Consider the following 23,346-nt stretch of genomic DNA (forward strand, 5'->3'; position numbering starts at 1 on the left):
GCGCCGAAATCACGACTGCACGGCCTTGGCGAGCGCGATGCAGGTGGTCAGCCAGCCCGGTTCGGCGCGCGGGCCGTCCTGCAGCGCCCACATCGCGTTGTGCACCATCCGCACCAGCACCCACGCCCGCGCCCGGTCTTCGTCGAAACCCGCCGTGTCGATGAGGGTGTAGAACCGGCGCAGCACGCCGTCACGGACGTCGCCGGCCAGCTCGTCCCACCGGTTCCACAGCATGGGGGCGATCTCGTAGTGCGGATCGCCGTTGACCGGCTTCGGATCGATCACCAGCCACGGTTCCCGTTCGCCGGCAAGCACATTGGCGTAGTGCAGGTCGGTGTGCAGCACGCGCATCGGCGCGGGGTCGGTGAGCAGGTCCGCGCAGTGGGCCAACGCCTGCTCGACGAGCCGGTGCGGGATCGGGGCACTGCGGGGCAGCGCGGCCAGCTCGGCGTTCCAGCGTTCGAGGTAGGACGCCAGGCTGCGCAGTTGCGGCATCGCCGGAACGTGGATCCGGCGGTACAGGCGGGCGACGATCTCGCAGGCCTCGACATCGGAGACGGTGCTCAGATCGGTGGGCTCCAGCCGTTCCAGCAGCAGCGCCCGGCGGTGCGGGTCGGCGCTGAGCAGCCGCACCGCGCCGTCGCCGGCCCAGCGTCGTAGCGCCAGATGCTCATGCTCGGACTCGTCGTCGGGGAAGGCGATCTTGAGCATCGCCGCCGCACCGCCCGGCGCGCGGACCGGGAGCACCAGCGAGCAGTAGCCGTGGCTGGCCGTCCCGTCGGCGGTCAACTGCCACTGGGCCATCGCCTCGCGGGTCAGTTTGGGCAGCGCGGCAACCCAGGACGCCCACTGCGGACCGCGGCCGGCCATGGCCGCGACACCGGGGAGCTCGCTCAACTGTCGGTGTCGTCGGTGGGGTGCTCGACAGGCGGAGGTGGTGGCTGCCGGTTGAGCCAGTCCTTGAGCCGAAACAGCTGACTGGCCACGAGCCCGAGGCCCACCACTAAAAGACCCACGACGATGGCAATGGTCATTTGGTTTCGAGCCTACGCATATCCTGGCGCGAGTGTCCGAACGGTCCGGCGACGAGCGTCGCGAGGTGCGCCAGCTGCGTGCCCGCCTGGACGGGCTGACGATCCGGGACGCCGCGCGGCTGGGCCGGCGGCTGAAGTCGCTGCGCGATGTCACCCCGGAGAAGATCAGTCAGCTCGTCGAGCAGATCGCCGCGGCCGAGGCGCTGGTGGCCACCCGGACCGCGGCTGTTCCAGACATCACCTACCCCGACCTTCCGGTCAGCGAGCGCCGCGCCGATCTGGCCAAGGCCATCAGCGAGCACCAGGTGGTGGTGGTCGCCGGTGAGACCGGGTCGGGCAAGACCACCCAGCTGCCCAAAATCTGCCTGGAGCTGGGCCGCGGGGTGCGCGGCACCATCGGCCATACCCAGCCGCGCCGGCTGGCCGCCCGCACCGTCGCGCAGCGGATCGCCGACGAACTCGGCACGCCGTTGGGCGATGCCATCGGCTACACCGTCCGCTTCACCGACCAGGCCAGCGATCGCACGCTGGTGAAGCTGATGACCGACGGCATCCTGCTGGCCGAGATCCAGCGCGACCGCCGGCTGCTGCGCTACGACACCCTGATCCTCGACGAGGCCCACGAGCGCAGCCTCAATATCGACTTCCTGCTGGGTTACCTGCGTGAGCTGCTGCCGCGACGCCCCGACCTGAAGGTGATCGTCACGTCGGCCACCATCGAGCCGGAGCGGTTCGCCGCGCACTTCGGTGGGGCCCCGATCGTCGAAGTGTCCGGGCGCACCTATCCCGTCGAAATCCGTTACCGGCCTTTGGAAGTCGCCGTTGTTTCCGAGGACGTCGACGATCCGGACGATCCCGACCACGAGATCGTGCGCACCGAGATGCGCGATCAGACCGAGGCGATTGTCGACGCCATCGCCGAACTGGAAGCCGAACCGCCCGGCGACGTGCTGGTGTTCCTGTCCGGGGAGCGGGAGATCCGCGACACCGCAGAAGCGTTGCGCGGGTTACGCAATACCGAGGTACTGCCGCTGTATGCCCGGCTGCCGACCGCGGAGCAGCAGAAGGTGTTCGCGCCCCATGTCGGCCGGCGGGTGGTGCTGGCCACCAACGTCGCCGAGACCTCGCTGACCGTGCCCGGTGTCCGCTACGTCGTGGACCCCGGTACGGCGCGGATCTCCCGATACAGCCGACGCACCAAGGTGCAGCGGCTGCCGATCGAGCCGATCTCCCAGGCCTCGGCCGCCCAGCGCTCCGGCCGATCCGGGCGGACCGCCCCCGGTGTGTGCATCCGGCTGTATTCGGAAGCCGATTTCGACGGGCGGCCCCGCTACACCGATCCGGAGATCCTGCGCACCAACCTCGCCGCGGTGATCCTGCAGATGGCCGCCCTGCAACTCGGCGACATCGAGAACTTCCCGTTCCTCGACCCGCCCGATCAGCGCAGCATCCGCGACGGGGTGCAGTTGCTCCAGGAACTCGGGGCGTTCGACTCCTCGGGTGCGATCACCGATATCGGCCGCCGACTGGCCCAGCTACCCGTCGATCCGCGGCTGGGCCGGATGATCCTGCAGGCCGATACCGAAGGCTGCGTCCGGGAAGTGCTGGTGCTCGCCGCCGCCCTGTCGATCCCGGACCCACGCGAGCGCCCGGTCGACCGGGAGGAGGCCGCACGGCAGAAGCACGCCCGCTTCGCCGATGAGCATTCCGACTTCGTGTCCTACCTCAACCTGTGGCGCTATCTCGGCGAGCAACGTAAATCACTGTCCGGCAACGCCTTCCGGCGGATGTGCCGCGAGGAGTTCCTGCACTACCTGCGGATCCGGGAATGGCAGGACCTCACCGGCCAGCTGCGCAGCATCGCCCGCGACATCGGGATCCGGGAGTCCACCGATCCTGAGCCGGCCGACCCGGCGCGGGTGCACGCGGCGCTGGTCGCCGGACTGCTGTCGCATGTTGGCCTGCGGGAGGGTGAATCCCGCGACTACACCGGGGCGCGCAACACGAAGTTCGTGCTGGCGCCGGGCTCAGTGCTGACCAAGCGGCCGCCGCGCTGGATCGTGGTGGCCGACCTGGTGGAGACCAGCCGGCTCTACGGCCGCATCGCGGCGCGCATCGACCCCGATACCGTCGAACAGGTCGCCGGAAACCTGGTGCAGCGCAATTACAGTGAGCCGCACTGGGACGCCAAACGCGGAGCGGTGATGGCCTACGAGCGGGTGACCCTCTACGGCCTGCCGCTGGTGGTGCGCCGCCGCGTCGGCTACGCCGAGGTGGATCCGGTGGTGTCGCGCGAGCTGTTCATCCGGCATGCCCTGGTTCAGGGCGAGTGGCAGACCCGGCACCACTTCTTCCGCGACAACACCGCCCTGCGCGCGGAACTGGCCGAGATCGAGGAACGGGCCCGCCGCCGTGACCTGCTGGTCGACGACGACGAGATCTTCGCCTTGTACGACAAGCGGATTCCCGCCGACATCGTCTCAGCCCGCCACTTCGACGGCTGGTGGAAGAAGCAGCGGCACCGCACTCCAGAGCTTCTGACGTTCACCCGGGACGATCTGCTGCGCGTCGACGACGCCGACACCGACCGCCCGGACGTCTGGCAGGCCGGGGATCTGGCGTTACCACTGTCCTACCGGTTCGAGCCGGGGGCGGCCGACGACGGGGTGACGGTGCATGTACCCGTCGAGGTTCTGGCCCGGATCGGTGGCGACGAATTCGGGTGGCAGGTCCCCGCGCTGCGGGAAGAATTGATCACCGCACTGATCCGGTCGCTACCAAAGGACTTGCGCCGCAACTTCGTTCCCGCCCCGGACACCGCCCGGGCGGTGCTGTCCTCGATCACCCCGGGTCAGGAGCCGCTGCTGGAGGCGCTGCAGCGTGAATTGCACCGGCGCACCGGCGTGCTCGTGCCGATCAGCGCATTCGACCTGGACAAGCTGCCGGCGCATCTGCGGGTGACGTTCGCAGTCCACGGCTCCGACGGCACCGAGGTGGCGCGCGGGAAGGACCTGGACGCTCTGCAGCACACGCTCGCCGGCTCGGCGCGCGCGGCCGTGGCCCAGAGCGTCGGCGCGGAGCTGGAACGCTCGGGATTGCGGGGTTGGCCCGAGGACCTCGATGAGCTGCCCCGCACCGTCGAGCGCACCGTCGGCGGACACCTGGTGAAGGGTTACCCGGGTTTTGCCGACGCCGGCACCGCCGTGGATATCCGGGTGTTCGCCACTGCCGCCGAGCGTGATCCGGCCATGGCCGCCGGGCTGCGACGACTGGTGCGGCTGTCGGTGACCTCGCCGGTCAAGTCGCTGGAGAAGGCGCTGGACCCGCGAACCCGGCTGATGCTCGGCGCCAACCCCGACGGATCACTGGCCGCGCTGCTCGACGACTGCGCCGACGCCGCCGTCGACGTGCTCGCTACCGCACCCGTGTGGACCAAGGCCGAGTTCGGTGCGCTTCGCGAGCGGGTGGCAGCCCAGCTCGTCGCCACCACGCGTCAGGTGCTGGACCGCGTGGAGAAGGTGCTCACGGCGTGGCACGACGTCCAGGTGGCGCTGCCTGATCGGCCGCCCGCTGCCCACGCCGAGGCGATCGCCGACATCCGCGCCCAACTCGAGGGCCTGCTGCCCGAGCGCTTCGTCTCCGCCACCGGGGCGGCGCACCTCGGTGACCTGGCCCGGTATCTGACCGCCATCGTCCGCCGGCTCGAGAAGCTGCCGCAGGGGCTGGCTGCGGATGCCGACCGGATGGCTCGGGTGCATGCCGTCGAGGATGCGTATCTTGAACTGGTGCAGGCACTTTCACCGGCGCGGGCAGCGGGCGCCGATGTCCGCGACATCGCCCGGATGATCGAGGAGTTCCGGGTGAGCCTGTGGGCCCAACAGCTCGGTACCGCCCGGTCGGTCAGCGAGCAGCGGATCTACCGGGCGATCGACGCCATCCTCGCCTAACCGACCCTGTCCACCGATTGGGGGACATGGGTTATCCACCAATCGGTGGACAGCGCTGCCATCGAGAGCATCGTCTGATTGCCCGAAGAGCTATCTGTGCTGGTCAGCGACTTTTGTATCACCAGCGATGAGCTGAAGAACAAGGGAGAGAACAATGACCACCATCTGGATGAAGCGCCTGGCCGCCGGTGCGATGCTGACCGCCGCACCCGCTCTGTTCGCGATCGGCGCCGCCGGTGTGGGTAACGCCGCGCCGAGCAGCACCCAGGACAACGGTCCGCACCTAAGTGAGCCGGCCCAGCACGAGAGCTTCCCGCACGAGGATTTCCTCAAGGGAGTTCCCGGTACCCCGGGCCGTCACAACTGGGGGCACCACCACGCTGGGTGATCGTCACCCCATGAACGTCGGGCGGAGAGGCAAACCACATGCTGCCTCTCCGCCCGATCCTTCTGTCTGCTTCTCTTCGGAGCCGGCGGCAGCACAATATGGGCTACTTTTGCGACATGGAGCAGATCGGAATCCGCGAGTTGCGTCAGCACGCCAGCACGTGGATCCGCAAAGTCAAAGCGGGCGCGTCGATTCAGATTGCCGAGCGTGGACGCCCCGTCGCCCTTCTGGTGCCGATTGACCCAGTCGACCCGGACCGTGAGCAACTCATCGAGTCTGGCGCCTTGGTTCCCGCGCCAGAGCCCCGGCACGCATTCGCCGTCTCCGATCTGATCGAAGGCCCCTCGCTGACGGGCGTTCTCGACGAGCAACGCTCCGATCGGCGATCTACCTAGACACCTCGGCGACCGTGAAGTTGGTTGCCGCCGAGTCCGAATCGGCTGACTTGATCTCAGGGCAGCGCGACGGATCGGAGATTCTGCAGTGCTTGCCGCGCAACGCCTTTCGCAGGGTATCGACACGCTAGTCCTGACCGAGGCGGTGGTGTTGTCCGCCCAGGCGATCGGTGCAGCCGAGCTGAGGACTCTGGACGCGATACACCTGGCGACCGCAGTGGTGCATCGCGCTGCGATCTCCGACTTCTGCGTATACGACCTACGGCTGGCGGCTGCCGCCGCGGCGCAGGGCCTCCCTGTCATCTCCCCCGGGGCGTAGCACCTCACGCCGTCGTGTCCCCCGATCAGGGGACACCGCATGTCCACCAATCGGGGGACAACAGCATCATTGAGAGCATCGTTTGTTTGCCCGAGGAGCCAACGTCCCAGGTCAGCGATTCTTGTATCAACAGCGACGAGCTGAAGAACAAGGGAGAGAACAATGACCACCATCTGGATGAAGCGCCTGGCCGCCGGTGCGATGCTGACCGCCGCACCCGCTCTGTTCGCCATCGGCGCCGCCGGCGCCAGCAATGCCGCCACCGGCAGCATCGACAACGGCGCCAACATGAACCAGCCGGCCCACCACGCGACCTTCCCGCATCAGGACTTCGGGACTGACGCCCCGGGCAGCCGGTCGCACCACCACCACCAGTGGCGGCACGCGGAGTGATCGCCAGCTGAAGACCTCGGACGGAGAGGCAAGAAGCGCCTCTCCGTCCGATCCCTTCTCCAGGGAAGCAAGAGGGGCACCCCATCCGGGGTGCCCCTCTTGTGATGCGTTGTCGATCAGCGGCTTCCGTGCACCGACGTGTCCACCTGAGGCGCGGTCGCGGACGGCCCGATCTGGTTGACCCATGTGTTGTGGCCCAAATCAGCCTGTGCCGGCGCGGCAATGCTCAGGGCGGCGGCGACGAGTCCGCTGGCGATGGCGCTGGTGACTGCAAACTTCTTCACTTTGTTTCCCTCTTCCTCGATGGCCGGGGCGTTCTCGTTCCGACCTGACCCTCACAACGCCGGCCCATCTCCGATTTAGTTCCGCTGGCAGCACTTGATCGCTGCTTGGCAGCAATTGATCGGTGTACTCCGATCGGGGGACCACGGCCTCAACACATACATCGGACAAACCGATGAGGAATCTGACCGTGAGCTGGACCACTGTGGAGTCATGCCGAAAACGGCACCACCACAGAACAACTCAGCAGGAGTAAACATCATGACAAGCACCACAACCTGGTTCAAGCGAGTGGCCGCGGGCGCTGCCCTGACCGTCGCACCGGCGCTGTTCGCACTGGGCGCCGCCGGCGTCAGCCACGCCGACACCAACGTCGACGCCAACACCGGACCCAACCTGAGCCAGCCCGCGATCCACCAGAGCTTCCCCGGCGAGGACTTCGCCGAAGAGATGTACGGCGGCCGTGACTTCCGCCACCACTTCTTCCACCGCGGCTTCCATCGCGGGTGGCACCACAGCTGACCGTAGTCATCACCTCGGGCGAGAAACTTTCTGAGTTTCTCGCCCGAGGTGTTTTGGTGTCAGTGCAGCAGGGGACACTCGGATGCGATCGTGTGGAAGAGGGGAACGTGATGGCCAAAACGGTGACCAAGCCCGTCGACCTCGTTCTGGCCGGCGGCGGCGTCAAGGGCATCGGTCTGGTGGGAGCAGTCGTCAAGCTCATGGAGGCCGGCTATCGCCCGCATCGGGTGGCCGGATCCTCGGCGGGTTCGATCGTCGGCGCCCTGGTGGCTGCCGCGGCCAAGAACAATCAGATGTCTCCCCAGGAGGTCGCCGATCTCGCCCTGAGCCTGGACTACCGCAAGTTCCGCGATCCGGGCCCGGTGCAGCGGCTGCCGCTGGTCGGCCCGTCCTGGGCGATCCTGCAGGGCAGCGGCCTCTATCAGGGCGACTACGCCCGCACGTTCGTCGCCGACCAACTCGACACGCTCGGGGTGCGGACGTTCGGCGATCTCCGACTCGACGACGACGACCTGCCCGAGGAGCAGCGCTACCGCTTGGTCGTCACCGCAGCCGACGTCACCACCGGCCAGCTGGTCCGGCTGCCGTGGGATTACCAGCGGGTCTACGGGCTCGATCCCGACGAGCAGCTGGTGGCCGACGCGGTGCGCGCCTCGATGTCGATCCCGTTCGTGTTCCGCCCCGTCACCTTGACCAGCGCCGCGGGCCGGGAGTCCACGCTCGTCGACGGCGGGCTGCTGTCCAACTATCCGATCGAATCCCTGGACCGCTCCGACGGCAAGAAGCCGCGCTGGCCCACCTTCGGGGTCACCCTGCTGCCGAACCTGCCGGAGAACAACCACATGGTCATCCCCGCCCTGGCGCCGCTGCAGCTCTTCGGCGGGCCGAGCCTGCTCGAAGACGTCATCACCACGGTTCTGGTCGGGCGTGATCAGGCCTACCTGAACCTGCCGTGGGTCAGCGCGCGGACCGTCCGGGTCGACTCCACCGGCGTCGGTGTCCTCGACTTCGACATGTCCCAGCCCGAGATCGACGCCCTCTACGACCGCGGCTACCAGGCCGCGATGACCTTCCTGTCCACCTGGGATGAGCAGACCTATCTCACCCGGTTCCGGTGAGGTGATAGACACAGCCGGTGGACATCTCATCGGTGGACGAACTGCTGTCGACCACGCGCGCGGTACGCAAGCGGCTTGATCTGACGCGGCCGGTGCCGCGCGACGTCATTCTGGAATGCCTGCAACTGGCCTCGCAGGCACCCACCGCCACCAACAATCAGGATTGGCGCTGGGTGGTGGTCACCGACCCGCAGAAGCGGGCCGCGATCGCCGAGATCTACAACAGCGTGGGCGCGGACTACCTGGCGCACAAGGCGCAGTCCACCGACGACCCGCAGACCCGGCGTGTCTACGAGAGCGCCGCGGCGTTGACGTCGATCCTCGCTGACGTTCCGGTGCACGTGATCCCGTGTATCGACAAGCGGTTGGACGGTATGCCGTTGATGGCCGCGGCCGCCGCCTGGGGGTCGATCCTGCCCGCGGCGTGGAGCTTCCTGCTGGCGCTGCGCTCACGTGGGCTCGGATCGGTCTGGACCACACTGCATTTGGCCAAGGAACGTGAGGTCGCCGAACTGCTCGGCATCCCCGACACCGTCACCCAGGTGGCGCTGTTCCCGGTCGCCTACACCATCGGCACGGACTTCAAACCAGCCGCTCGCCCGCCGGTGGAGACCATCACGTCGTGGAACACCTGGGGCGACAACTGATTACCGGTCCAGCTCTGCCTTGAGAAGCTCGAGGGTCTCCAGATCCTCCAGGGCGGCGATCGCGCGGGGCAGGCTGGCCTGCGTGGTGGCCACCTCCTGAAGGCGGCGGCCGAGATTGGCAGTGAACACCGCCCCGATGAACCCGATGAACGTGAACAGCCGGTAGCCGTGCCAGGCCTCGTCGAAGCTCAGCGTTGTATCGCGGCCGGCGTTGAAGGCCTCCAGATAGATCCGGACCAGGTCCTTGTCGACGGCTTGCCGGTCGGCGGTGTCCAAGGAGAGCGACGCGAAGTAGGTGAGGTCCTTGAGGCCGGGCCCCTTCGAGGACACCTGCCAGTCGAAGAAGATCGGGCGGTTGTCGATGAAGCAGAGGTTGCCGGCGTGGGTGTCGCCGTGAATCAGGGTGTCGGAGTAGGTCTCGATGAGTGCGGCGACCTCGGGCCGGCGCTCGTTTATGAAGGCGGCCTTCGCCAGGAACCCGTCCGGCACCAGGTCGGCGTAGACCTCGGGCACCGTGCGGATGGTGCGCCAGGTGTAGGGGCCCAGTACCTGAGCCGGCGGCGTCGGGGTGGTGACGAACGACAGATCGCCGCCGCGTTCGAGCCGTGGTGAGCGGTGAAATCGGCTGTGCAGCGTGCCCAGTGCTTCGGCGACGGCGGCGGCCTGGTCCACCGTGCACCCGGCGGCGACCTCGCTGAACTGTGCTCCCCGGGCCGCCAGGTCCTCCATGATGATCACCGCCCGGCCGCTGCGCGGATCCGAGGCGGCCCCGAAGACGCGGGGCACGATGTCGCCCAGCTCGGGTCCGATCCGGCGGTAGATCTCGGCCTCGTTGGCGGCCAGGTTCATCGCGTTGTTGAACAGCCGCGTGATCGGTTTGACCGGTGCGAGCTTGACGAAAACCGTGTCGGGACAATCGGACCCGCCGGTCAGGCGCAGCCGGACATGCAGTGCGGTGCCGTGGTGCTCGTAGATCTGCTCGACGCCGGTGACGTCGGTGCGGCCGGTGATGCGACGGAAGGCGGCCAGGTCGATATCGCCGGGCCGGACCGGGAACCCGGGCTCACCGCGCCAGGGCAGCAGCGAGCGCACAGCGCCCAGGAAGATTCCGGCGGTCGACCGATCGCTCGTCATGCCTCGGACTGTGGCAGTCATGACTCATTCATGTCAACAGTGACATGAATGAGTCATGCTCAGGCCGGCAGTCCGGTGGCCACCCGCGCGATCTCCGCATCGGCGACCGCAGTGTCGAGGACCAGGTCGGCCACCCGCGACCGGTGCTGCTCGGCGGTGCCCAGCAGCGCGGCGTCGGTGGCGGCCCGCTTGAAGTACAGATGCGCCTGATGCTCCCAGGTGAACCCGATACCGCCGTGCACCTGGATGGTGTCCGCGGCGATCCGGCTGAACGCCGCCGAGGCGATCGCCTGTGCGATGCTGGTCGCCAGCGCGGCGTCGTCGCTGCCGTCACTGAGCGCCCACACGGCGTGATACGCCGCGGACCGCGCGTGCTCGAGGTCGACGAGCATGTCGGCCAGCTTGTGCTTGATGGCTTGGAACGAGCCGATCTGCCTGCCGAACTGCAGACGCGACTTCGCATACTCCACCGACAGGTCCAGCAGATGCTGGGCGGCACCGATCTGTTCGATCGCCAGCAGCGCGGACCCGACGTGCAGCGCGTGCGAGATCACCCGCTGCGCTTCCTCGGGACCGGCCACCCGCCGTGCCGGGGCGCCGTCGAACTCGACGATCGCCTGCGGACGGGTCAGGTCCATCGTGACCAGCGGCGTGCGCGTCACACCCGGCCCGGTGGCGTCCACCGCGTAGAGGCCCAGGCCGTCGGATCCGGTTGCGGCGACCAGGATTTCGTCAGCAGCATCGGCGTCGACCACCCGCTCGACCCGGCCGGTGACGGAATCGCCGGAAGCGGTCACGGTGACCGTCGCCGGATCGAACGCTCCGGCGGTGTCGGCCACGGCGAAGGCCGCCGTCTTGGTGCCCTCGACGAGCTCGCCGAGCAGTGCGTCGCGCACCTCGCCGGCCGGAGCGGCCACCAGGGCCGGGATGGCCAGGAAGACGGTGCCGAACAACGGCCCGCACGCCAGGGTGGCGCCGAACTCCTCGACGGCGACGGCCTGGTCGACCAGAGAGCCGCCGACGCCGCCGTCGGCCTCGGGCACCGACAGTCCCAGCACGCCGAGTTCGGATCCCAGCCGGTTCCACACCTTCGGGTCGAAGCGGACGTCGGCCTCCATCAGCCGTCGCACCGTCGCTTCGTCGAAGCTCTCGGCGCAGAACTTGCGCACCGCAGTGCGCAGCTGCTGCTGCTCATCGGTGAACCTGAATTCCGCGTCAGCCACGGGGGACCTCCTTCCACGGCATGCCGGCATCGGCACGCAGATCGCCGGGCAGGCCGAGGACGCGCTCGCCGAGGATGTTGCGCATCACCTCCGACGTGCCGCCTTCGATGGTGTTGGCGCGGCTGCGCAGGAACCGCTGCTGGATCGGACCGCGCCAGTCACCGTCCCTGTTGGCGCCGTGCATGGCGTAGCTGTGGTACAGAATGCCTTCTGGCCCAAGGAAATCCATGCACCACTGGTAGATCTGCTGGTTGAGCTCGGCGCCTACCATCTTGCCGATCGAGGCTTCCGGGCCCGGTCCGCCCACGGTGGCCGAGGCGCGCGAACGCTCCGAGGTGAGCCGCTGGGCCTCCGACCGCAACCACAGCTGGGTCAGCTTGTCCCGGGACACCGGGGTCTGCAGGTCCGGCCGCGAGGCCCACAGCGAGACCGCCTCGGCGATGGTGCCGTCACCGCGGCGGCTGCCGCTGCCGCCCAGGGCGCTGCGCTCGTTCATCAGGGTGGTCATCGCCACCCGCCAGCCGTCGCCGACCGCACCCAACCGGTGACTGTCGGGGATGCGGGCGTCGGTGATGTAGACCTCGTTGAACTCGGCCTGCCCGGTCAGCTGGCGCAGCGGCCGGGTCTCCACACCGGGGGCGTGCATGTCCAGCACGAAGTAGGTCAGCCCCTTGTGCTTGGGGGCATCGGGGTTGGTGCGGGCCAGCAGCAGACCCCAGCGGGCGCGGTGCGCGAGGCTGGTCCACACCTTCTGGCCGTTGATCACCCACTCGCTGCCGTCGGGTACCGCCGAGGTGGCCAGACCGGCCAGGTCGGAACCGGCGCCCGGCTCGGAGAACAGCTGGCACCAGATGTGTTCGGTGGTGGCCAGCGGGCGCAGCAGGTCCTTCTTGAGCTGATCGCTCTGGGCATGCTCGCGCACCGTCGGCGCGGCCATGCCGTAGCCCATCGGGTTCAGGCCGAGCGGCACCGGTCCGCCGGCGCCCTGCAGGATCCGGTCGGCCACGGCCTGCAGTCCGCGCGACAGGCCCAGGCCGCCGAGGCCTTCGGGGAAGTGGATCCAGGACAGTCCGGCGTCGTAGCAGGCGCCGAGATATTCGGGGATCGGGACCTTCTTGGGGTCGTGGTCGGCCACGACCTGCCGGGCCAGGTCCGCAACCCGGTCCGCATCAGCAACGGTGCTCATGTCGACACGATAGGGAACGCCATTTCGGCGCTAGTTGGCAGGTGTCAACTATTGCAGTTCGTACCCTTGCCGGGACAGCCGGAAGAAGTGCCCGGTGCTGGCATCTGTGCAGGTGATGCCGGATTCTGCGCTGCTACAGGTGAGCGTGGCCAACGAGTGGGAGGCGCCGTAGGCCAGCGACGGCAGGCCGATGCCGCGGGTGGTGTCGGAGTGGCAGGTGAACGCCGGCTTGGCGCCCTGAACGAGGGTGACCCGATCGCCCCAGTCACCCTCGCATCCCGCGGGTTCGGCCGGTGCGGTCCAGGTGCGGTCGACGATCTCGCAGGCCACCTCCGGGGTGGTCCCCGACAGCGCCGCCATGACGCAGGCGATGTTCCCCGACGGCGACTGGAACTGGTAGAGATCGTCGGCGTGCGCGACGCCTGCGGGTGCGGCGCAGGCCAGCAGCACGCCGGTCACCGTCCACCCGATCCGTCTCATGTGCAGGACGCTAGCGCGTGCGGTCGCCGACAGTGACCTGACGGCGAATATCGGGGCCTGCGACCGCCGTGGGGTTACTGTCGCGGACCCGTGATCAGTGGGACTCGACGACTTCGATGCGACAGGTGGGACCGTGAGCGCGCGCAAGTCGGCTGTCGAGCGTGAGCAGCGTTGCGTCGAATGCTTCGGCCAGGGCGACATAGAACGCATCCCAACCGCGTATCGAGTCCCGCAGTTCCCAGGCACGGTCCATCAGCCAGCGATGGGAGAACCTCTCGCCCGGCCAGTCCCGGAGGTCGCCGACGGCCTGGGTGGCAGCAGTCGCGTCCAGACGGCCGCGCAGATGTTGGGCGCGGATCACGCCCATGACCTCGACGTCGATGACATGTGGTGCAGCGTGATCAGTGTCCTGGGCGAGGCGTTCTCCGATCACCCGGGCGCGTGCGGTGTCCGCTACGACCTCGAACAGGCAAGAGGCATCAACGACGAGCATCGGGCCACTCGCCGCGCCACTCGTCCAACGTGGCCAGGACGTCGGCGGTCGACACGTCTGAACGTCGGCGTCCGATCCGCGACAGCCACTCGGTCATGGACGGACGGGACGCCAGTCGCGCGGCCTCCCGGCGCAACAGCTCCGGCACCGTGACACCCGCTTCTGCGGCGTGGCGGACCAAGGCGGCGTAGACCTCATCGTCCAAGTCGCGGATCTGCACCGTCTTAGGCATATTCGCACCTTATCATGCAATATCGCATGAGATCGACCCTCGACCCGGTAAATTAGAACGTGTTACGTTTTTGGCCGCCGGTTTCGAAGGAGGCTGTTGAGTGACGGTCCAACGAAGCAAGACGCATTCACTCCTGTTGGTCACCGCGGCCTATGTGGTGGCCATCGCGGTGGGCGCGGCGTGGCTGATCTGGGGTCCCTCAGCGGGCGGTCTGCTGCTGGATGCGTTCATCGCCGACGTGCTGGCCACGCTGGTGATCTTCGTGTTCAGCCGGATCTACAAGAACTCCAGCTTCTACGACGCCTTCTGGAGCGTGATCCCGCCGCTGCTGCTGATCTACTGGTGGGCCGCCGGGCCGCTGGGCCTGGACTCGGTGCGCTGCTGGCTGGCCACCATTGTCGTCATGTACTGGGCCGTGCGGCTGACCGGCAACTGGGTCTACGGCTTCCCCGGCCTGCACCACGAGGACTGGCGCTACCCGCTGCTGCGTGACGGTGCCGGACGCTGGGAGTTCCTGGCCGACCTGTTCGGTATCCACCTGGTGCCGACCGTCCAGGTGTTCCTCGGCATGCTGCCGGTCTACGTCGCGGTCACCACACCGGGCGACGGGCTGGTGTGGCTGAGCTGGGTGGCCCTGATCGTCGGGCTGGCCGCGGTGACACTGGAACTGGTCGCCGACACCCAGATGCACCGCTTCGTGGCCGCCAAACAACCCGGTGCCGTCATGGATCAGGGGTTGTGGGCGTGGTCGCGGCACCCGAATTATCTTGGCGAGCTCGGCTTCTGGGTGTCGATGGCGCTGTTCGGCCTGGCCGCCTCGCCGTCGGACTGGTGGTGGCTGTTCATCGGCGTGGTGGCAATGGTCGCGATGTTCCTCGGGGCCAGCATCCCGCTGATGGAGAAGCGCAGCCTGGAGCGCCGCCCGCACTACCAGACCGTCATCGACACCGTGCCCAAGCTGATTCCCCGCCCACCGCGCAAGGCCGTGGTGTGAGCCGGCCCAGGGTCGTCATCGCCGGTCTCGGTGACAGCGGGCTGCTCACCGCGATCAAGCTGTCCCGGCACGCCGACGTCGTCGGCATCTCGGTCAAACCCGCACTGGTGAGCGGGCAGGAACTCGGGCTGCGGGTCTCGCGGCCGCGGGAGTGGGCCCGGGACAACTGGATTCCGTTCGAGAACTTCCGTGGCCTGGACCGGGTGCGCACCGTGCAGGCCACCCTGACCGGTCTGGACCTCGAACAGCGCGTCGTGCACGCCGAAACCCCCGACGGGGCGGCGATCACCGAACCGTACGACGCGCTGGTGATCTCCACCGGGGTGAGCAACGGGTTCTGGCGCCGGCCCACCGTGCAGAGCGCCGACGACATCGCCGCCGACCTGAGGTCCACCCACACCCGGCTGGGTGCGGCGCACTCGGTGATGGTGGTCGGCGGCGGTGCGGCCGCGGTGAGCACCGCCGCGAACCTGGCGACGGTGTGGCCGGACAAGAAGATCGACCTGTACTACCCTCGCGACACCGCGCTGGCCGAACACCACCCCAAGACCTGGGAACGGGTGCAGCGCAGGCTTATTCAGCTCGGCGTCGGCCTGCATCCGGGGCATCGCGCGGTCCTGCCCGACGGCTTCACCGGCGAGGAGATCACCGACTCGCCCGTGCAATGGAGCACCGGGCAGGAGCCGGCCAGCGCCGACGCGGTGATCTGGGCGATCGGCAAGGTGAAACCCAACACCGGCTGGCTGCCGCCCGAACTGCTCGATGAGGACGGCTTCGTCAAGGTGACCCCGGAACTGCGGGTGTGCGGCCACGAGCGGGTGTTCGCCATCGGTGACGTGGCGGCCTCCGACCCGATGCGGGCCTCGGCTCGCGCCCGGGCCGACGGGCTGCTGGCCCACAACGTGCGGGCCGAACTCGAGGGCGGCACGCTCAAGACCTACACCCCGCCGCGGCGGCGCTGGGGTTCGGTGATCGGCATCCAGCCTGACGGCCTGGAAGTGTTCGCGCCCAACGGTTCTGCGTTCCGGTTCCCAGCCTGGTCGATCGACCGGGTGCTGATGCCCCTGATCGTGCGACGCGGTATCTACGGCGGAGTGCGGCAGAACCGGCCGCCGCTGTAGGTTGCGGCACACTCGACATTTCGGGGAGTTCCTGCGAAAGGACCTCGAAACCGTGATTTGCTTGTCACGTCAATTAAGGTCCGCGTCGGGGGAGCCCAGATGTCCCTGCCTCAACAGCCCACTTGGTCCGCGGATCGCGGCGGGGCTGGGGTCGGGGGCGAGCGCCCCCGACGATTGCTGACAGCGACTGCGCCACGGGTCGGATATGCCCGGTACATAGGCCGCGTCGGGGCCTTGGCGGTCGCTCTCGGGATTGGCTACGTTATCGGGCCTCTGCCAGCCGCATTGGCTGACAGCTCTGGAACTGCAAGCTCTTCCGAGGGTGGGCCGTCGTCAGCGCCGGCCGCCTCGGACTCCGCCACGGCGGGTTCGGCACCGCGTGCACGCCGAGGAGTGTCAGGCACGGGCGGGCAACACGGCGCCTCGCCGAGGCGGCGAAGCTCGCCGATGTTGCCGACGCTGGTGAAGCCCAACGGTGTCGACGCCGAGGCCCCTCGTTCAACGCGAGGTCCTCTACGGCACACCGAAGTTCAAGAGAGCGTTGATGATTCGCTTGCCCTGACCGAACCCTCCGCCCCCACCGACGGCAAAGCGGACGCCCCTTCGGCACCGGCGGCGGCAGCTGCGCCAGTTCCAGATCCTGTGACAGCCGTCGCCGCTATCTCGAGAACTCGACGCGACGCCGCGGTCAGCTCCGATGCCGCAAACGCTGTTCTGCTGTGGTCGGTGGTGGGCCTCGGTCTTCGAGAGGTAGGCGCGTCAGGCAGTTCTGGCCGGACGTCCGCTGTGACGGCTACCGGAGAGCCGCTTGATCCGTCGGCGAAAAGCGCAGCGACAGAACTAATTTCACCGGCAGCCTCAGCGACGACCAACCCGATCGCCGATTTCGTCCGTATCTTCGTCGGCGACGGCACGGCCGACAATCCCAACGCGGGGATCCTGTTCGGCAATGGATACAGCTGGACTGGTTACGGCGGCGTCTGCACCGCAGGGGCGTGCAATGGCGGCAATGCCGGTCTGATCGGCAACGGTGGAGACGGCTACAGCGGGGGTAATGGCGGCGCGGCAGGCTGGTTCGGCGATGGCGGCGCCGGTGGATCAGGAGTCGACGGCGGCGATGGCGGCGCCGGTGGTCTGTTCTTTGGTAACGGTGGCGCAGGCGGATCTGCCACCGCGGGCAGCGGGGGAACCGGTGGAAACGGTGGCGACACCGGATCGCTGTCTCTGTACGGCGAAGCCGGCCAGGGTGGCGACGGCGGCTCGGCGGCCGCCGGCGGTGTCGGCGGAGCCGGCGGCGATGGCGGTAGCACGGGCCTCTTGGCGGTGGGCGGGGGCGGGGGGGCCCCGGAACCGGCCGCGGCGGCGGCGTCGGTGGTGCCGGCGGCAGCGGCGGTCAGGGCGGTGCGGCCGGCAACGGCGCGGGAGCTGCGGGGACCGACGGTGATGGCGGCACCGGCGGGCGCGGCGGTGACGGCGGATCCGGCGGCTCCGCGGAACTGGTGTCGGCGCCGGTCGGCGTTGTCGACGGACCCAATGGTGGCAACGGCGGAGATGGCGGTGCGGCAGGGGCAGGCGGGGCAGCCGGAGGTAGTACTGGCAGCGTCGGGAACGCGGGCATCGGCGGAACCGGAGGCGACGGCGGCGCGGGCGGTGACGCTGCCGACGGAAGCCCGGTTCCGGACCCCGACGGATCTGCCCATAACGGTGGCGCGGGTGGCACAGGCGGTGTCGGTGGTAACGGCGGCGCAGCAGGTGTCGGCGGAACCAACGGCAACGGGGGAACCGGCGGCAAAGGTGGCAACGGTACGGCCGGCACCGCGGCCGGCCCAGCACTGCAGGGCGAGAACGGCCAGGCCGGCGGTACCGGTGGTGCCGGTGGTGCTGGCGGCGCCGGCGGCGCGGCGGGTTCCGGCGCCGGCGCAGCGGGTGTCGATGGCACCGGCGGGCGGGGTGGCCGGGGCGGTGATGGTGGCGACGGTGGCGACGCCATCGATGCGCCCTACGGGCAGAACGGATCCGATGGAGGACAGGGCGGTGCCGGCGGAGCCGCAGGATTGGGTGGTGCTGCCGGCGGCTTGAGCGGATCTGCCGGGAACGCCGGAACCGGCGGTGACGGTGGTGACGGCGGTAACGGTGGTTCCGTCCCCGAGTTCATCGATGCCCCAAGCCGCAACGGCGGCGCCGGAGGCGTCGGCGGCAATGGTGGCGCCGCAGGTCTCGGCGGAACGAATGGCAACGGCGGAACCGGTGGTAACGGCGGCAGCGGGCGGCGACGGCGTCAGCACTGGCGGGGCCGGTGGTGCGGCGGGCCAGGGCGGCACCGGCGGACAAGGCGGCCGAGGAACGATTGGCGGCAACGGCGGCGACGGCGGCTACGGGGGTGAAGTCGGCGGTAACGGCGGCTATGGCTACAACTTCGGCGGAAACGGTGGCTGGGGCGGCAATGGCGGCAACGGCGGTGACGGCGGTTCCTACGGCGGCCTCGGCGGCGCGGGCGGCAGGAGCTCCCTGGAGGGTGGTGGACTCGGTGGCGATTGCGGCGACGACTTCTGTACGCAAGGAAACGACGGAATCCCCGGATTCAACGGACTCAACGGTTCGGATGCGCCCAGCGCACCGCCGACGACGCTAGCGTTTGGATACGAATTGCGTTCTGCGCCAGAGCAATTCTAGTCGCTGACTAGATGACTTTCAGGCCTGGCGGAACCTTACGCGGGTCGCGCCAGAATGCGTCCGACGCGAATCGGCCGAACAGGTCCGGCGGCAGCAGGGTCTTGCGCGGCTGGGCCTCGACGATGCCGCGAACTGTATGTAGACCGGGAGTGCCTGCACGAGAATCGAATTCGGTGACGTCGTACTCGACATGGTCGAAGTCATGGTCAAAGTAGGGTTCACCGACGAACTCGTAGATCGCGCGCATCGTCTTGGCCGGATCGGTGGTCAAGGTTTCGTATTGAACCAAGAGCAACCGGTCCGCCTGCTCTCCGTAACATGCCTGCTTGAGCGCGTCATACGGCGCGCCGACCATGCCGTCGGCAGCCACGACGCCGTTGGCGCGGGTGTAGACGGTGCCGCCGGGGCTGTAGTTGAAAATCGATGACGGACTGAAGACGTTGCGCTGGACGAGGCGCTCGATACTGTCGACGATCCAGGAAACCTCTCGCACACAGGCGATTACTCTCGCCTCTGGAAACAACTGGGCGATCGCCGGCATTCGTGCGCACCATGCCCGGTTGGTGTCGAAAACCACGTCAGCTTCGGCGTCGGCGTAGAAGCTGCTGAACAGTCCGCGCAGGATCCGTTCGCGTTTGGCGTCGTCGAGAAACACCGAATACTCGTTTCGGGCACTCATTCGGGCGAGCAACGCATCGAAAAGTCCGGCGAGGGGCCCCGACATTCCGGCCTGGAACCGGGGATTCTGCCGCAGCAGTGCGGCCAACAGAGTGGAGCCGGATCGCGGTAAGCCGGAGATGAAGTGGATGGCTTCCACGAACCGTCCTAACCCAGGGGCAGTGCGCCCATGATCGCTTGTGTGACCGCCTTTTTGGCATCGTAGCGGGCGGTTGCGCTGATGGCGGGCGGTTCGATGCCCGGCAATTGTCGATGGTCAGCGGGATGTCACCCGAACTGACACAGCGACGATCGACGGTACGCTTTCGCTGTGGCGAAGTTCGGTGCCGACCTTCGCTGTAGTCCGTTCCCGGCACAGACCAGCAGTCGATGTCCTAGCGTCGAATGATGGCAGCGTCTGCGATGTCGGGTCACATCAGGCGGATGATGGTTCCGGTGCTGGCCTCGGCTTTGGTGGCCGCGGGGTGCGGCACCTCCACCGAGACGACGGCCGGGCCGCCCGGCGGCGGGCCCTGTGAGGTCGTCGCTAACGGAACCCCCACCCCGAAGACCTCGACAGCCGCCGACGCGACCCCGCGCGATATCGGGGCCGCCCCGGAGATCGCCACCGGCTACCGCAGCGATATGACCGCGGTACGCACTCGCACCTTCGCCGTCGCCACCGCCAACCCGCTGGCCACCCAGGCGGCCTGCCGGGTGCTGCAGAACGGCGGCACGGCCGTCGACGCGGTGGTGGCCGCCCAGGCGGTGTTGGGTCTGGTCGAACCGCAATCCTCCGGCATCGGCGGCGGCGGATTCCTGGTCTACTACGACGCCTCATCCGGTGCCGTGCAGGCCTACGACGGCCGCGAGACCGCCCCGGCCGCGGCCACCGAGAACTATCTGCGCTGGATCTCCGAGTCTGATCGCACCGAGCCCAAACCCGACGCCAGGGCATCCGGGCGTTCCATAGGGGTGCCCGGAGCAGTACGGCTGCTCGCCGACGCGCACGCCGCGCACGGCCTGACCCCGTGGCGCGACCTGTTCGAACCCGCGATCAGCCTGGCCGACAACGGGTTTGAGATCAGCCCCCGGCTGGCCGCGGCCATCGCCACGGAGGCGGCGAAGCTGGCGCTCGACCCGCCGAGCGCGGAGTACTTCCTCAACCCCGACCGCACCCCCAAGGCGGTCAAGACCATGCTGACCAACCCGGCCTACGCCAAGACCCTGGGGGCGATCGCGTCGGATCCGGCCAACTTCTACCGCGGTGCGATCGCCGAGGCCATCGTCGAGGCGACCGCCGACACCGCGGCGGGGCGAACCCCCGGCGCCATGACCACCGCGGACCTGGCCGGCTACCGCGCGAAAACCCGGGAACCGCTGTGCACCGGCTACCGCGACAAGCAGATCTGCGGCATGCCCCCGCCGTCGGCGGGCGGTATCGCGGTGGCCCAGATCCTCGGGGTGCTGCAGTTCTCCGACTTGGCCGCGCACCGGCCCACCGACATCGACCGCAACGGCGGCCGGCCCTCCGTCGCGGGCGTGCACCTGGTGTCCGAAGCCGAACGGCTGGCCTACGCCGACCGGGACCGCTACGTGGCTGACACCGACTTCGTGGCGCTGCCGGGCGGCTCACCACAGGCGCTGCTGGCCAGCGAGTACCTGGCCGGGCGGGCCGCGCTGATCTCGCCGGAGCGCAGCATGGGCACCGCCAAGCCCGGCGAGTTCGGGCCCCTGGCGCTCCCGGCGACCCCGCAGCCCGAACACGGCACCACCCAGGTCAGCGTGATCGACAAGGAGGGCAACGCGGCGTCGTTCACCTCCAGCGTTGAGGCGGCGTTCGGGTCTTTCCACATGGTCGACGGGTTCCTGCTCAACAACCAGCTGACCGACTTCTCCGCCGACCCGGTGGGCCCGGACGGGGTGCCGGTGGCCAACCGGGTTCAGCCGGGCAAGCGCCCGCGCAGTTCCATGTCACCCACCCTGGTCTTCGACCAGAAACCGGACGGCCAGCGCGGAGCCCTGTATGCGGTGGTGGGTTCGCCCGGCGGGTCGACGATCATCCAGTACGTGACCAAAACGATTGTGGGGATGCTGGATTGGGGCCTGAACCCGCAGCAGGCGGTGTCGATGGTGGACTTCGGTGCGGCCAACACCCCGAAGACCAATGTCGGCGGCGAGCATCCGGTGATCGATACCACCGACAACGGGGTGCACGACCCCCTGGTCGAGGGGCTGCGCCAGCTGGGCCATGACGTTAACCTGGCCGATCAGTCCAGTGGGCTCTCGGCGCTGGCCCGCGATCCCGCCGGCGGCTGGGTCGGCGGTGCCGACCCACGCCGCGAGGGAGCGGTGATGGGTGATGTCGGCTAGCCCAAAAGCGTTCGAGCCCAAGACTTCGCCGAACTGACAGTCCGGGGAATGACGGTACGCTTTCGGCGTGGCTAAGTTCGGCCGGAATTCGGCACGTCAGCGCCTGCGCAGGGCAACGCGCCAGGCGTTGTCGGTGCCGACCTTCGACAACCCGACCGACTGCACCCCCTGGGTGATCGGCGGGCTGTGGCCCGCCGAGCTGGAGACCGTTACCCCGCAGACGGCCATGGTCGCCGAGTACCTGAAGAACGATCTGCAGCGCATCGCCACCTCCGCCAACGAGCGCCTGCGCGCACTGCAGTTCGCCGGATACCCCGAGGATGCCCGCCGCGCCGAAGAGGCCCGGATCATCAACGTGGCGCGGGCCTTTGCCGTGCTGCGGGTGGAATCCACCGTGCGCCAATTGCGCAATGAGTCACTGGGTTTCGCCGCCGAGTACGCCAGCCTGACCGTCGCGCCCGAGCCGGCACCGCCGCGGCCCACCTTCGACGCCACCGAACTGATCGACTTCAGCGACGAGGCCGTCGCGGTCGAAGACGGCGAGCCCGTGGTGATCGAGCCGGAGCGGGTGGAGCCGGAGCCGGTAGTCCACGACGAGCCCCCCGAACCGCCGCCGGTTCCCGAGGTCGAAGACGACGAGAGTCGGCTGGCCCGGCTTCTCGAGTTCGTCGCCCGGCAGGAGCCAGGCCTGCGCTGGGCGGTCGGTGATCGCACCGACGGCACCACCGTCGTGGTGACCGATCTCGCCCACGGCTGGATTCCGTCCGGGGTCGATCTACCCGCGGGTGTCGACCTGCTCGCGCCGGCCAGACGCGGCGGCCGGGTAGCCGAACTTCTCGGGGACGTCGTGAGGTCGGCGATCTATCACCCCGGTGACCCGTTTTCGTACGTGCGCGACCGCTCTACGGCGAGCGCCCCGGACGCCCGTCGGCTCAGCGAGGTGGACGACCTCGGCTGGAAGCTGGGTGAGGCCACACACTGGCGTGATGGTTTGCCACGAATCGTGCATACCCTCGCCAAGGCCGGGGCCGCCCGCACCGGGGTGGTGGACGCCGAGGTGGATGTGCTGAGAGTGCATTCCGACACGGCCCGCTACCAGCTGCTGGCCCAGTATCCCGACATCGACGCGGCGTTGCTGAGCAACTGCTTACTGCTGGCCGCTACCGAGGCAATCGCCGTCGGCGACGAGGTCTCAGCCAACTATCACTTCGCCTGGTTCGAGGCGCTCAACGCGCCGCCGACGAGTCAGTGGAGCGACCAGACGTGACAGATGGGACGCACTGAGGTTGCTGGGACGAAATCCGTAGTCCACATCCAGAGTGCTGTGAAGGTGAATTGACGCAGGTAGTGACACCGGACATACTAGGCACGTGCCCCGGGGTGGTAGTGGTGACGACCTTAGCGAGACGGATCTCGTCGAGGCAGTTCTTCGTGAACTGAGCGAAGCGGCCGACCGATGGGAGGCCCTCGTGGCCCAGGCCGAGGCTGTCACCTTCAGCGTCGACCTCGGCGATGTCCAGGCGGTGGTCAACGCCGACGGCAAACTCCTGGAGCTCACTCTGCACCCCGCGGTCACCACCGATTACACCCATGGCGAGCTGACCGAGCGGCTGAACATGGCGTTCGCTGCGCTGCGTGAAGAGGCCCAAGCAGACAACCAGATCAGGTACGGGGGCGGCCTGCGATGACTGATCGACGCCCGCCCACCGCCGCCGCTCCCGAGTTGCTGGCGAGA

The 23,346-nt window shown here is 68.5% G+C and carries 25 protein-coding genes; 15 read left to right on the forward strand and 10 right to left on the reverse strand.

What is annotated here, in order from left to right:
* Window positions 1-9: 9 nt before the first annotated feature.
* Both BN3385_RS02625 and BN3385_RS28490 read right to left on the reverse strand, forming a co-directional pair.
* Window positions 10-897, reverse strand: coding sequence for an aminoglycoside phosphotransferase family protein (locus tag BN3385_RS02625; RefSeq protein WP_059014773.1), 888 nt, complete (start codon window positions 895-897; stop codon window positions 10-12).
* Entirely contained in the window at window positions 894-1,034 is a 141-nt protein-coding gene (locus tag BN3385_RS28490) for a hypothetical protein (RefSeq protein WP_197415107.1), read from the reverse strand. Before BN3385_RS28490 ends, BN3385_RS02625 begins: the two co-directional genes overlap by 4 nt.
* Window positions 1,035-1,057: 23 nt before the next feature.
* Between BN3385_RS28490 and hrpA the strand changes: the two genes are divergently transcribed.
* From hrpA to BN3385_RS02650, 5 genes are all read left to right on the forward strand, one after another.
* Complete coding sequence (hrpA, locus tag BN3385_RS02630) at window positions 1,058-4,981, forward strand: ATP-dependent RNA helicase HrpA (protein ID WP_059014774.1); 3,924 nt, start codon at window positions 1,058-1,060, stop codon at window positions 4,979-4,981.
* A gap of 154 nt (window positions 4,982-5,135) precedes the next feature.
* Window positions 5,136-5,369, forward strand: coding sequence for a hypothetical protein (locus BN3385_RS02635; protein ID WP_059014776.1), 234 nt, complete (start codon window positions 5,136-5,138; stop codon window positions 5,367-5,369).
* Between the two features lie 116 nt (window positions 5,370-5,485).
* Window positions 5,486-5,764, forward strand: coding sequence for a type II toxin-antitoxin system Phd/YefM family antitoxin (locus tag BN3385_RS02640; protein WP_082690365.1), 279 nt, complete (start codon window positions 5,486-5,488; stop codon window positions 5,762-5,764).
* Window positions 5,765-5,852: 88 nt separating this feature from the next.
* Entirely contained in the window at window positions 5,853-6,083 is a 231-nt protein-coding gene (locus BN3385_RS02645) for a PIN domain-containing protein (protein ID WP_059014780.1), read from the forward strand.
* A gap of 162 nt (window positions 6,084-6,245) precedes the next feature.
* Window positions 6,246-6,476, forward strand: a complete 231-nt coding sequence (locus BN3385_RS02650; RefSeq protein ID WP_059014782.1) for a hypothetical protein — start codon at window positions 6,246-6,248, stop codon at window positions 6,474-6,476.
* A gap of 116 nt (window positions 6,477-6,592) precedes the next feature.
* On the opposite strand, the gene BN3385_RS28495 is transcribed toward BN3385_RS02650, so the two are convergent.
* Entirely contained in the window at window positions 6,593-6,760 is a 168-nt protein-coding gene (locus BN3385_RS28495) for a hypothetical protein (protein ID WP_197415108.1), read from the reverse strand.
* A gap of 259 nt (window positions 6,761-7,019) precedes the next feature.
* On the opposite strand from BN3385_RS28495, the gene BN3385_RS02655 reads away from it, so the two are divergent.
* The 3 genes from BN3385_RS02655 to BN3385_RS02665 all read left to right on the forward strand — a co-directional run bounded on the left by BN3385_RS02655 (window position 7,020) and on the right by BN3385_RS02665 (window position 9,045).
* Complete coding sequence (locus BN3385_RS02655; protein ID WP_059014784.1) at window positions 7,020-7,280, forward strand: hypothetical protein; 261 nt, start codon at window positions 7,020-7,022, stop codon at window positions 7,278-7,280.
* A 110-nt stretch (window positions 7,281-7,390) separates the two neighbouring features.
* Entirely contained in the window at window positions 7,391-8,398 is a 1,008-nt protein-coding gene (locus BN3385_RS02660) for a patatin-like phospholipase family protein (RefSeq protein ID WP_059016306.1), read from the forward strand.
* 17 nt (window positions 8,399-8,415) lie between these two features.
* Window positions 8,416-9,045, forward strand: a complete 630-nt coding sequence (locus tag BN3385_RS02665) for a nitroreductase family protein (RefSeq protein WP_059014786.1) — start codon at window positions 8,416-8,418, stop codon at window positions 9,043-9,045.
* On the opposite strand, the gene BN3385_RS02670 is transcribed toward BN3385_RS02665, so the two are convergent.
* The 6 genes from BN3385_RS02670 to BN3385_RS02695 form a co-directional block, all read right to left on the reverse strand.
* The gene (locus BN3385_RS02670) at window positions 9,046-10,179 is read right to left on the reverse strand and encodes a phosphotransferase (RefSeq protein WP_059014788.1); all 1,134 of its coding nucleotides are present in this window, start codon (window positions 10,177-10,179) and stop codon (window positions 9,046-9,048) included. It abuts the gene before it with no gap.
* A 59-nt stretch (window positions 10,180-10,238) separates the two neighbouring features.
* Window positions 10,239-11,402: an acyl-CoA dehydrogenase family protein gene (locus BN3385_RS02675; protein WP_059014790.1), complete on the reverse strand. Its 1,164-nt coding sequence runs from the start codon at window positions 11,400-11,402 to the stop codon at window positions 10,239-10,241.
* Window positions 11,395-12,588 (reverse strand): acyl-CoA dehydrogenase family protein, encoded by a 1,194-nt coding sequence (locus BN3385_RS02680; RefSeq protein ID WP_059014791.1) that lies wholly within the window; start codon window positions 12,586-12,588, stop codon window positions 11,395-11,397. Before BN3385_RS02680 ends, BN3385_RS02675 begins: the two co-directional genes overlap by 8 nt.
* A gap of 48 nt (window positions 12,589-12,636) precedes the next feature.
* Complete coding sequence (locus BN3385_RS02685) at window positions 12,637-13,068, reverse strand: DUF6636 domain-containing protein (RefSeq protein ID WP_059014794.1); 432 nt, start codon at window positions 13,066-13,068, stop codon at window positions 12,637-12,639.
* Window positions 13,069-13,162: 94 nt separating this feature from the next.
* A complete protein-coding gene (locus BN3385_RS02690) occupies window positions 13,163-13,561 on the reverse strand; it encodes a type II toxin-antitoxin system VapC family toxin (RefSeq protein ID WP_059014795.1) in 399 nt (132 codons plus the stop codon).
* Entirely contained in the window at window positions 13,548-13,793 is a 246-nt protein-coding gene (locus tag BN3385_RS02695; RefSeq protein WP_059014798.1) for a hypothetical protein, read from the reverse strand. Before BN3385_RS02695 ends, BN3385_RS02690 begins: the two co-directional genes overlap by 14 nt.
* A gap of 100 nt (window positions 13,794-13,893) precedes the next feature.
* Between BN3385_RS02695 and BN3385_RS02700 the strand changes: the two genes are divergently transcribed.
* The 4 genes from BN3385_RS02700 to BN3385_RS27955 all read left to right on the forward strand — a co-directional run bounded on the left by BN3385_RS02700 (window position 13,894) and on the right by BN3385_RS27955 (window position 18,581).
* Entirely contained in the window at window positions 13,894-14,787 is an 894-nt protein-coding gene (locus BN3385_RS02700) for a DUF1295 domain-containing protein (protein WP_197415109.1), read from the forward strand.
* The gene (locus BN3385_RS02705; protein WP_059014799.1) at window positions 14,784-15,908 is read left to right on the forward strand and encodes an NAD(P)/FAD-dependent oxidoreductase; all 1,125 of its coding nucleotides are present in this window, start codon (window positions 14,784-14,786) and stop codon (window positions 15,906-15,908) included. The genes BN3385_RS02700 and BN3385_RS02705 overlap by 4 nt, the downstream gene beginning before the upstream one ends.
* Before the next feature lie 786 nt (window positions 15,909-16,694).
* Window positions 16,695-17,987, forward strand: coding sequence for a hypothetical protein (locus tag BN3385_RS27950; protein WP_156432525.1), 1,293 nt, complete (start codon window positions 16,695-16,697; stop codon window positions 17,985-17,987).
* 150 nt (window positions 17,988-18,137) lie between these two features.
* Window positions 18,138-18,581 (forward strand): hypothetical protein, encoded by a 444-nt coding sequence (locus tag BN3385_RS27955; RefSeq protein WP_156432527.1) that lies wholly within the window; start codon window positions 18,138-18,140, stop codon window positions 18,579-18,581.
* A 7-nt stretch (window positions 18,582-18,588) separates the two neighbouring features.
* On the opposite strand, the gene BN3385_RS02715 is transcribed toward BN3385_RS27955, so the two are convergent.
* Window positions 18,589-19,398, reverse strand: coding sequence for a sulfotransferase family protein (locus tag BN3385_RS02715; RefSeq protein ID WP_059014803.1), 810 nt, complete (start codon window positions 19,396-19,398; stop codon window positions 18,589-18,591).
* Between the two features lie 284 nt (window positions 19,399-19,682).
* Between BN3385_RS02715 and BN3385_RS02720 the strand changes: the two genes are divergently transcribed.
* The 3 genes from BN3385_RS02720 (at window position 19,683) to BN3385_RS02730 (ending at window position 23,299) form a co-directional block, all read left to right on the forward strand.
* Window positions 19,683-21,611 carry a gamma-glutamyltransferase family protein gene (locus BN3385_RS02720; RefSeq protein WP_197415159.1) on the forward strand — a complete coding sequence of 643 codons (1,929 nt, stop codon included), beginning with the start codon at window positions 19,683-19,685 and terminating at the stop codon, window positions 21,609-21,611.
* Window positions 21,612-21,678: 67 nt separating this feature from the next.
* Entirely contained in the window at window positions 21,679-22,878 is a 1,200-nt protein-coding gene (locus tag BN3385_RS02725; protein ID WP_059014805.1) for a DUF5631 domain-containing protein, read from the forward strand.
* A 103-nt stretch (window positions 22,879-22,981) separates the two neighbouring features.
* Window positions 22,982-23,299, forward strand: coding sequence for a DUF2710 family protein (locus BN3385_RS02730; protein WP_059014807.1), 318 nt, complete (start codon window positions 22,982-22,984; stop codon window positions 23,297-23,299).
* Window positions 23,300-23,346: the final 47 nt, after the last annotated feature.

The sequence above is a fragment of the Mycobacterium sp. M26 genome, assembly GCF_001494595.1.
Classification (GTDB): Bacteria; Actinomycetota; Actinomycetes; order Mycobacteriales; family Mycobacteriaceae; genus Mycobacterium.

What these genes read in the sequence shown, in the direction of transcription:
- BN3385_RS02690 (WP_059014795.1), bottom strand. Translation starts at nt 13,561, where the DNA reads ATGCTCGTCGTTGATGCCTCTTGCCTGTTCGAGGTCGTAGCGGACACC.
- BN3385_RS02635 (WP_059014776.1), top strand. Translation starts at nt 5,136, where the DNA reads ATGACCACCATCTGGATGAAGCGCCTGGCCGCCGGTGCGATGCTGACC.
- BN3385_RS02685 (WP_059014794.1), bottom strand. Translation starts at nt 13,068, where the DNA reads ATGAGACGGATCGGGTGGACGGTGACCGGCGTGCTGCTGGCCTGCGCC.
- BN3385_RS28490 (WP_197415107.1), bottom strand. Translation starts at nt 1,034, where the DNA reads ATGACCATTGCCATCGTCGTGGGTCTTTTAGTGGTGGGCCTCGGGCTC.
- BN3385_RS27955 (WP_156432527.1), top strand. Translation starts at nt 18,138, where the DNA reads ATGGCAACGGCGGAACCGGTGGTAACGGCGGCAGCGGGCGGCGACGGC.
- BN3385_RS02720 (WP_197415159.1), top strand. Translation starts at nt 19,683, where the DNA reads ATGATGGTTCCGGTGCTGGCCTCGGCTTTGGTGGCCGCGGGGTGCGGC.
- BN3385_RS02680 (WP_059014791.1), bottom strand. Translation starts at nt 12,588, where the DNA reads ATGAGCACCGTTGCTGATGCGGACCGGGTTGCGGACCTGGCCCGGCAG.
- BN3385_RS02640 (WP_082690365.1), top strand. Translation starts at nt 5,486, where the DNA reads ATGGAGCAGATCGGAATCCGCGAGTTGCGTCAGCACGCCAGCACGTGG.
- BN3385_RS02650 (WP_059014782.1), top strand. Translation starts at nt 6,246, where the DNA reads ATGACCACCATCTGGATGAAGCGCCTGGCCGCCGGTGCGATGCTGACC.
- BN3385_RS02695 (WP_059014798.1), bottom strand. Translation starts at nt 13,793, where the DNA reads ATGCCTAAGACGGTGCAGATCCGCGACTTGGACGATGAGGTCTACGCC.
- BN3385_RS02670 (WP_059014788.1), bottom strand. Translation starts at nt 10,179, where the DNA reads ATGACGAGCGATCGGTCGACCGCCGGAATCTTCCTGGGCGCTGTGCGC.
- BN3385_RS02655 (WP_059014784.1), top strand. Translation starts at nt 7,020, where the DNA reads ATGACAAGCACCACAACCTGGTTCAAGCGAGTGGCCGCGGGCGCTGCC.
- BN3385_RS02660 (WP_059016306.1), top strand. Translation starts at nt 7,391, where the DNA reads ATGGCCAAAACGGTGACCAAGCCCGTCGACCTCGTTCTGGCCGGCGGC.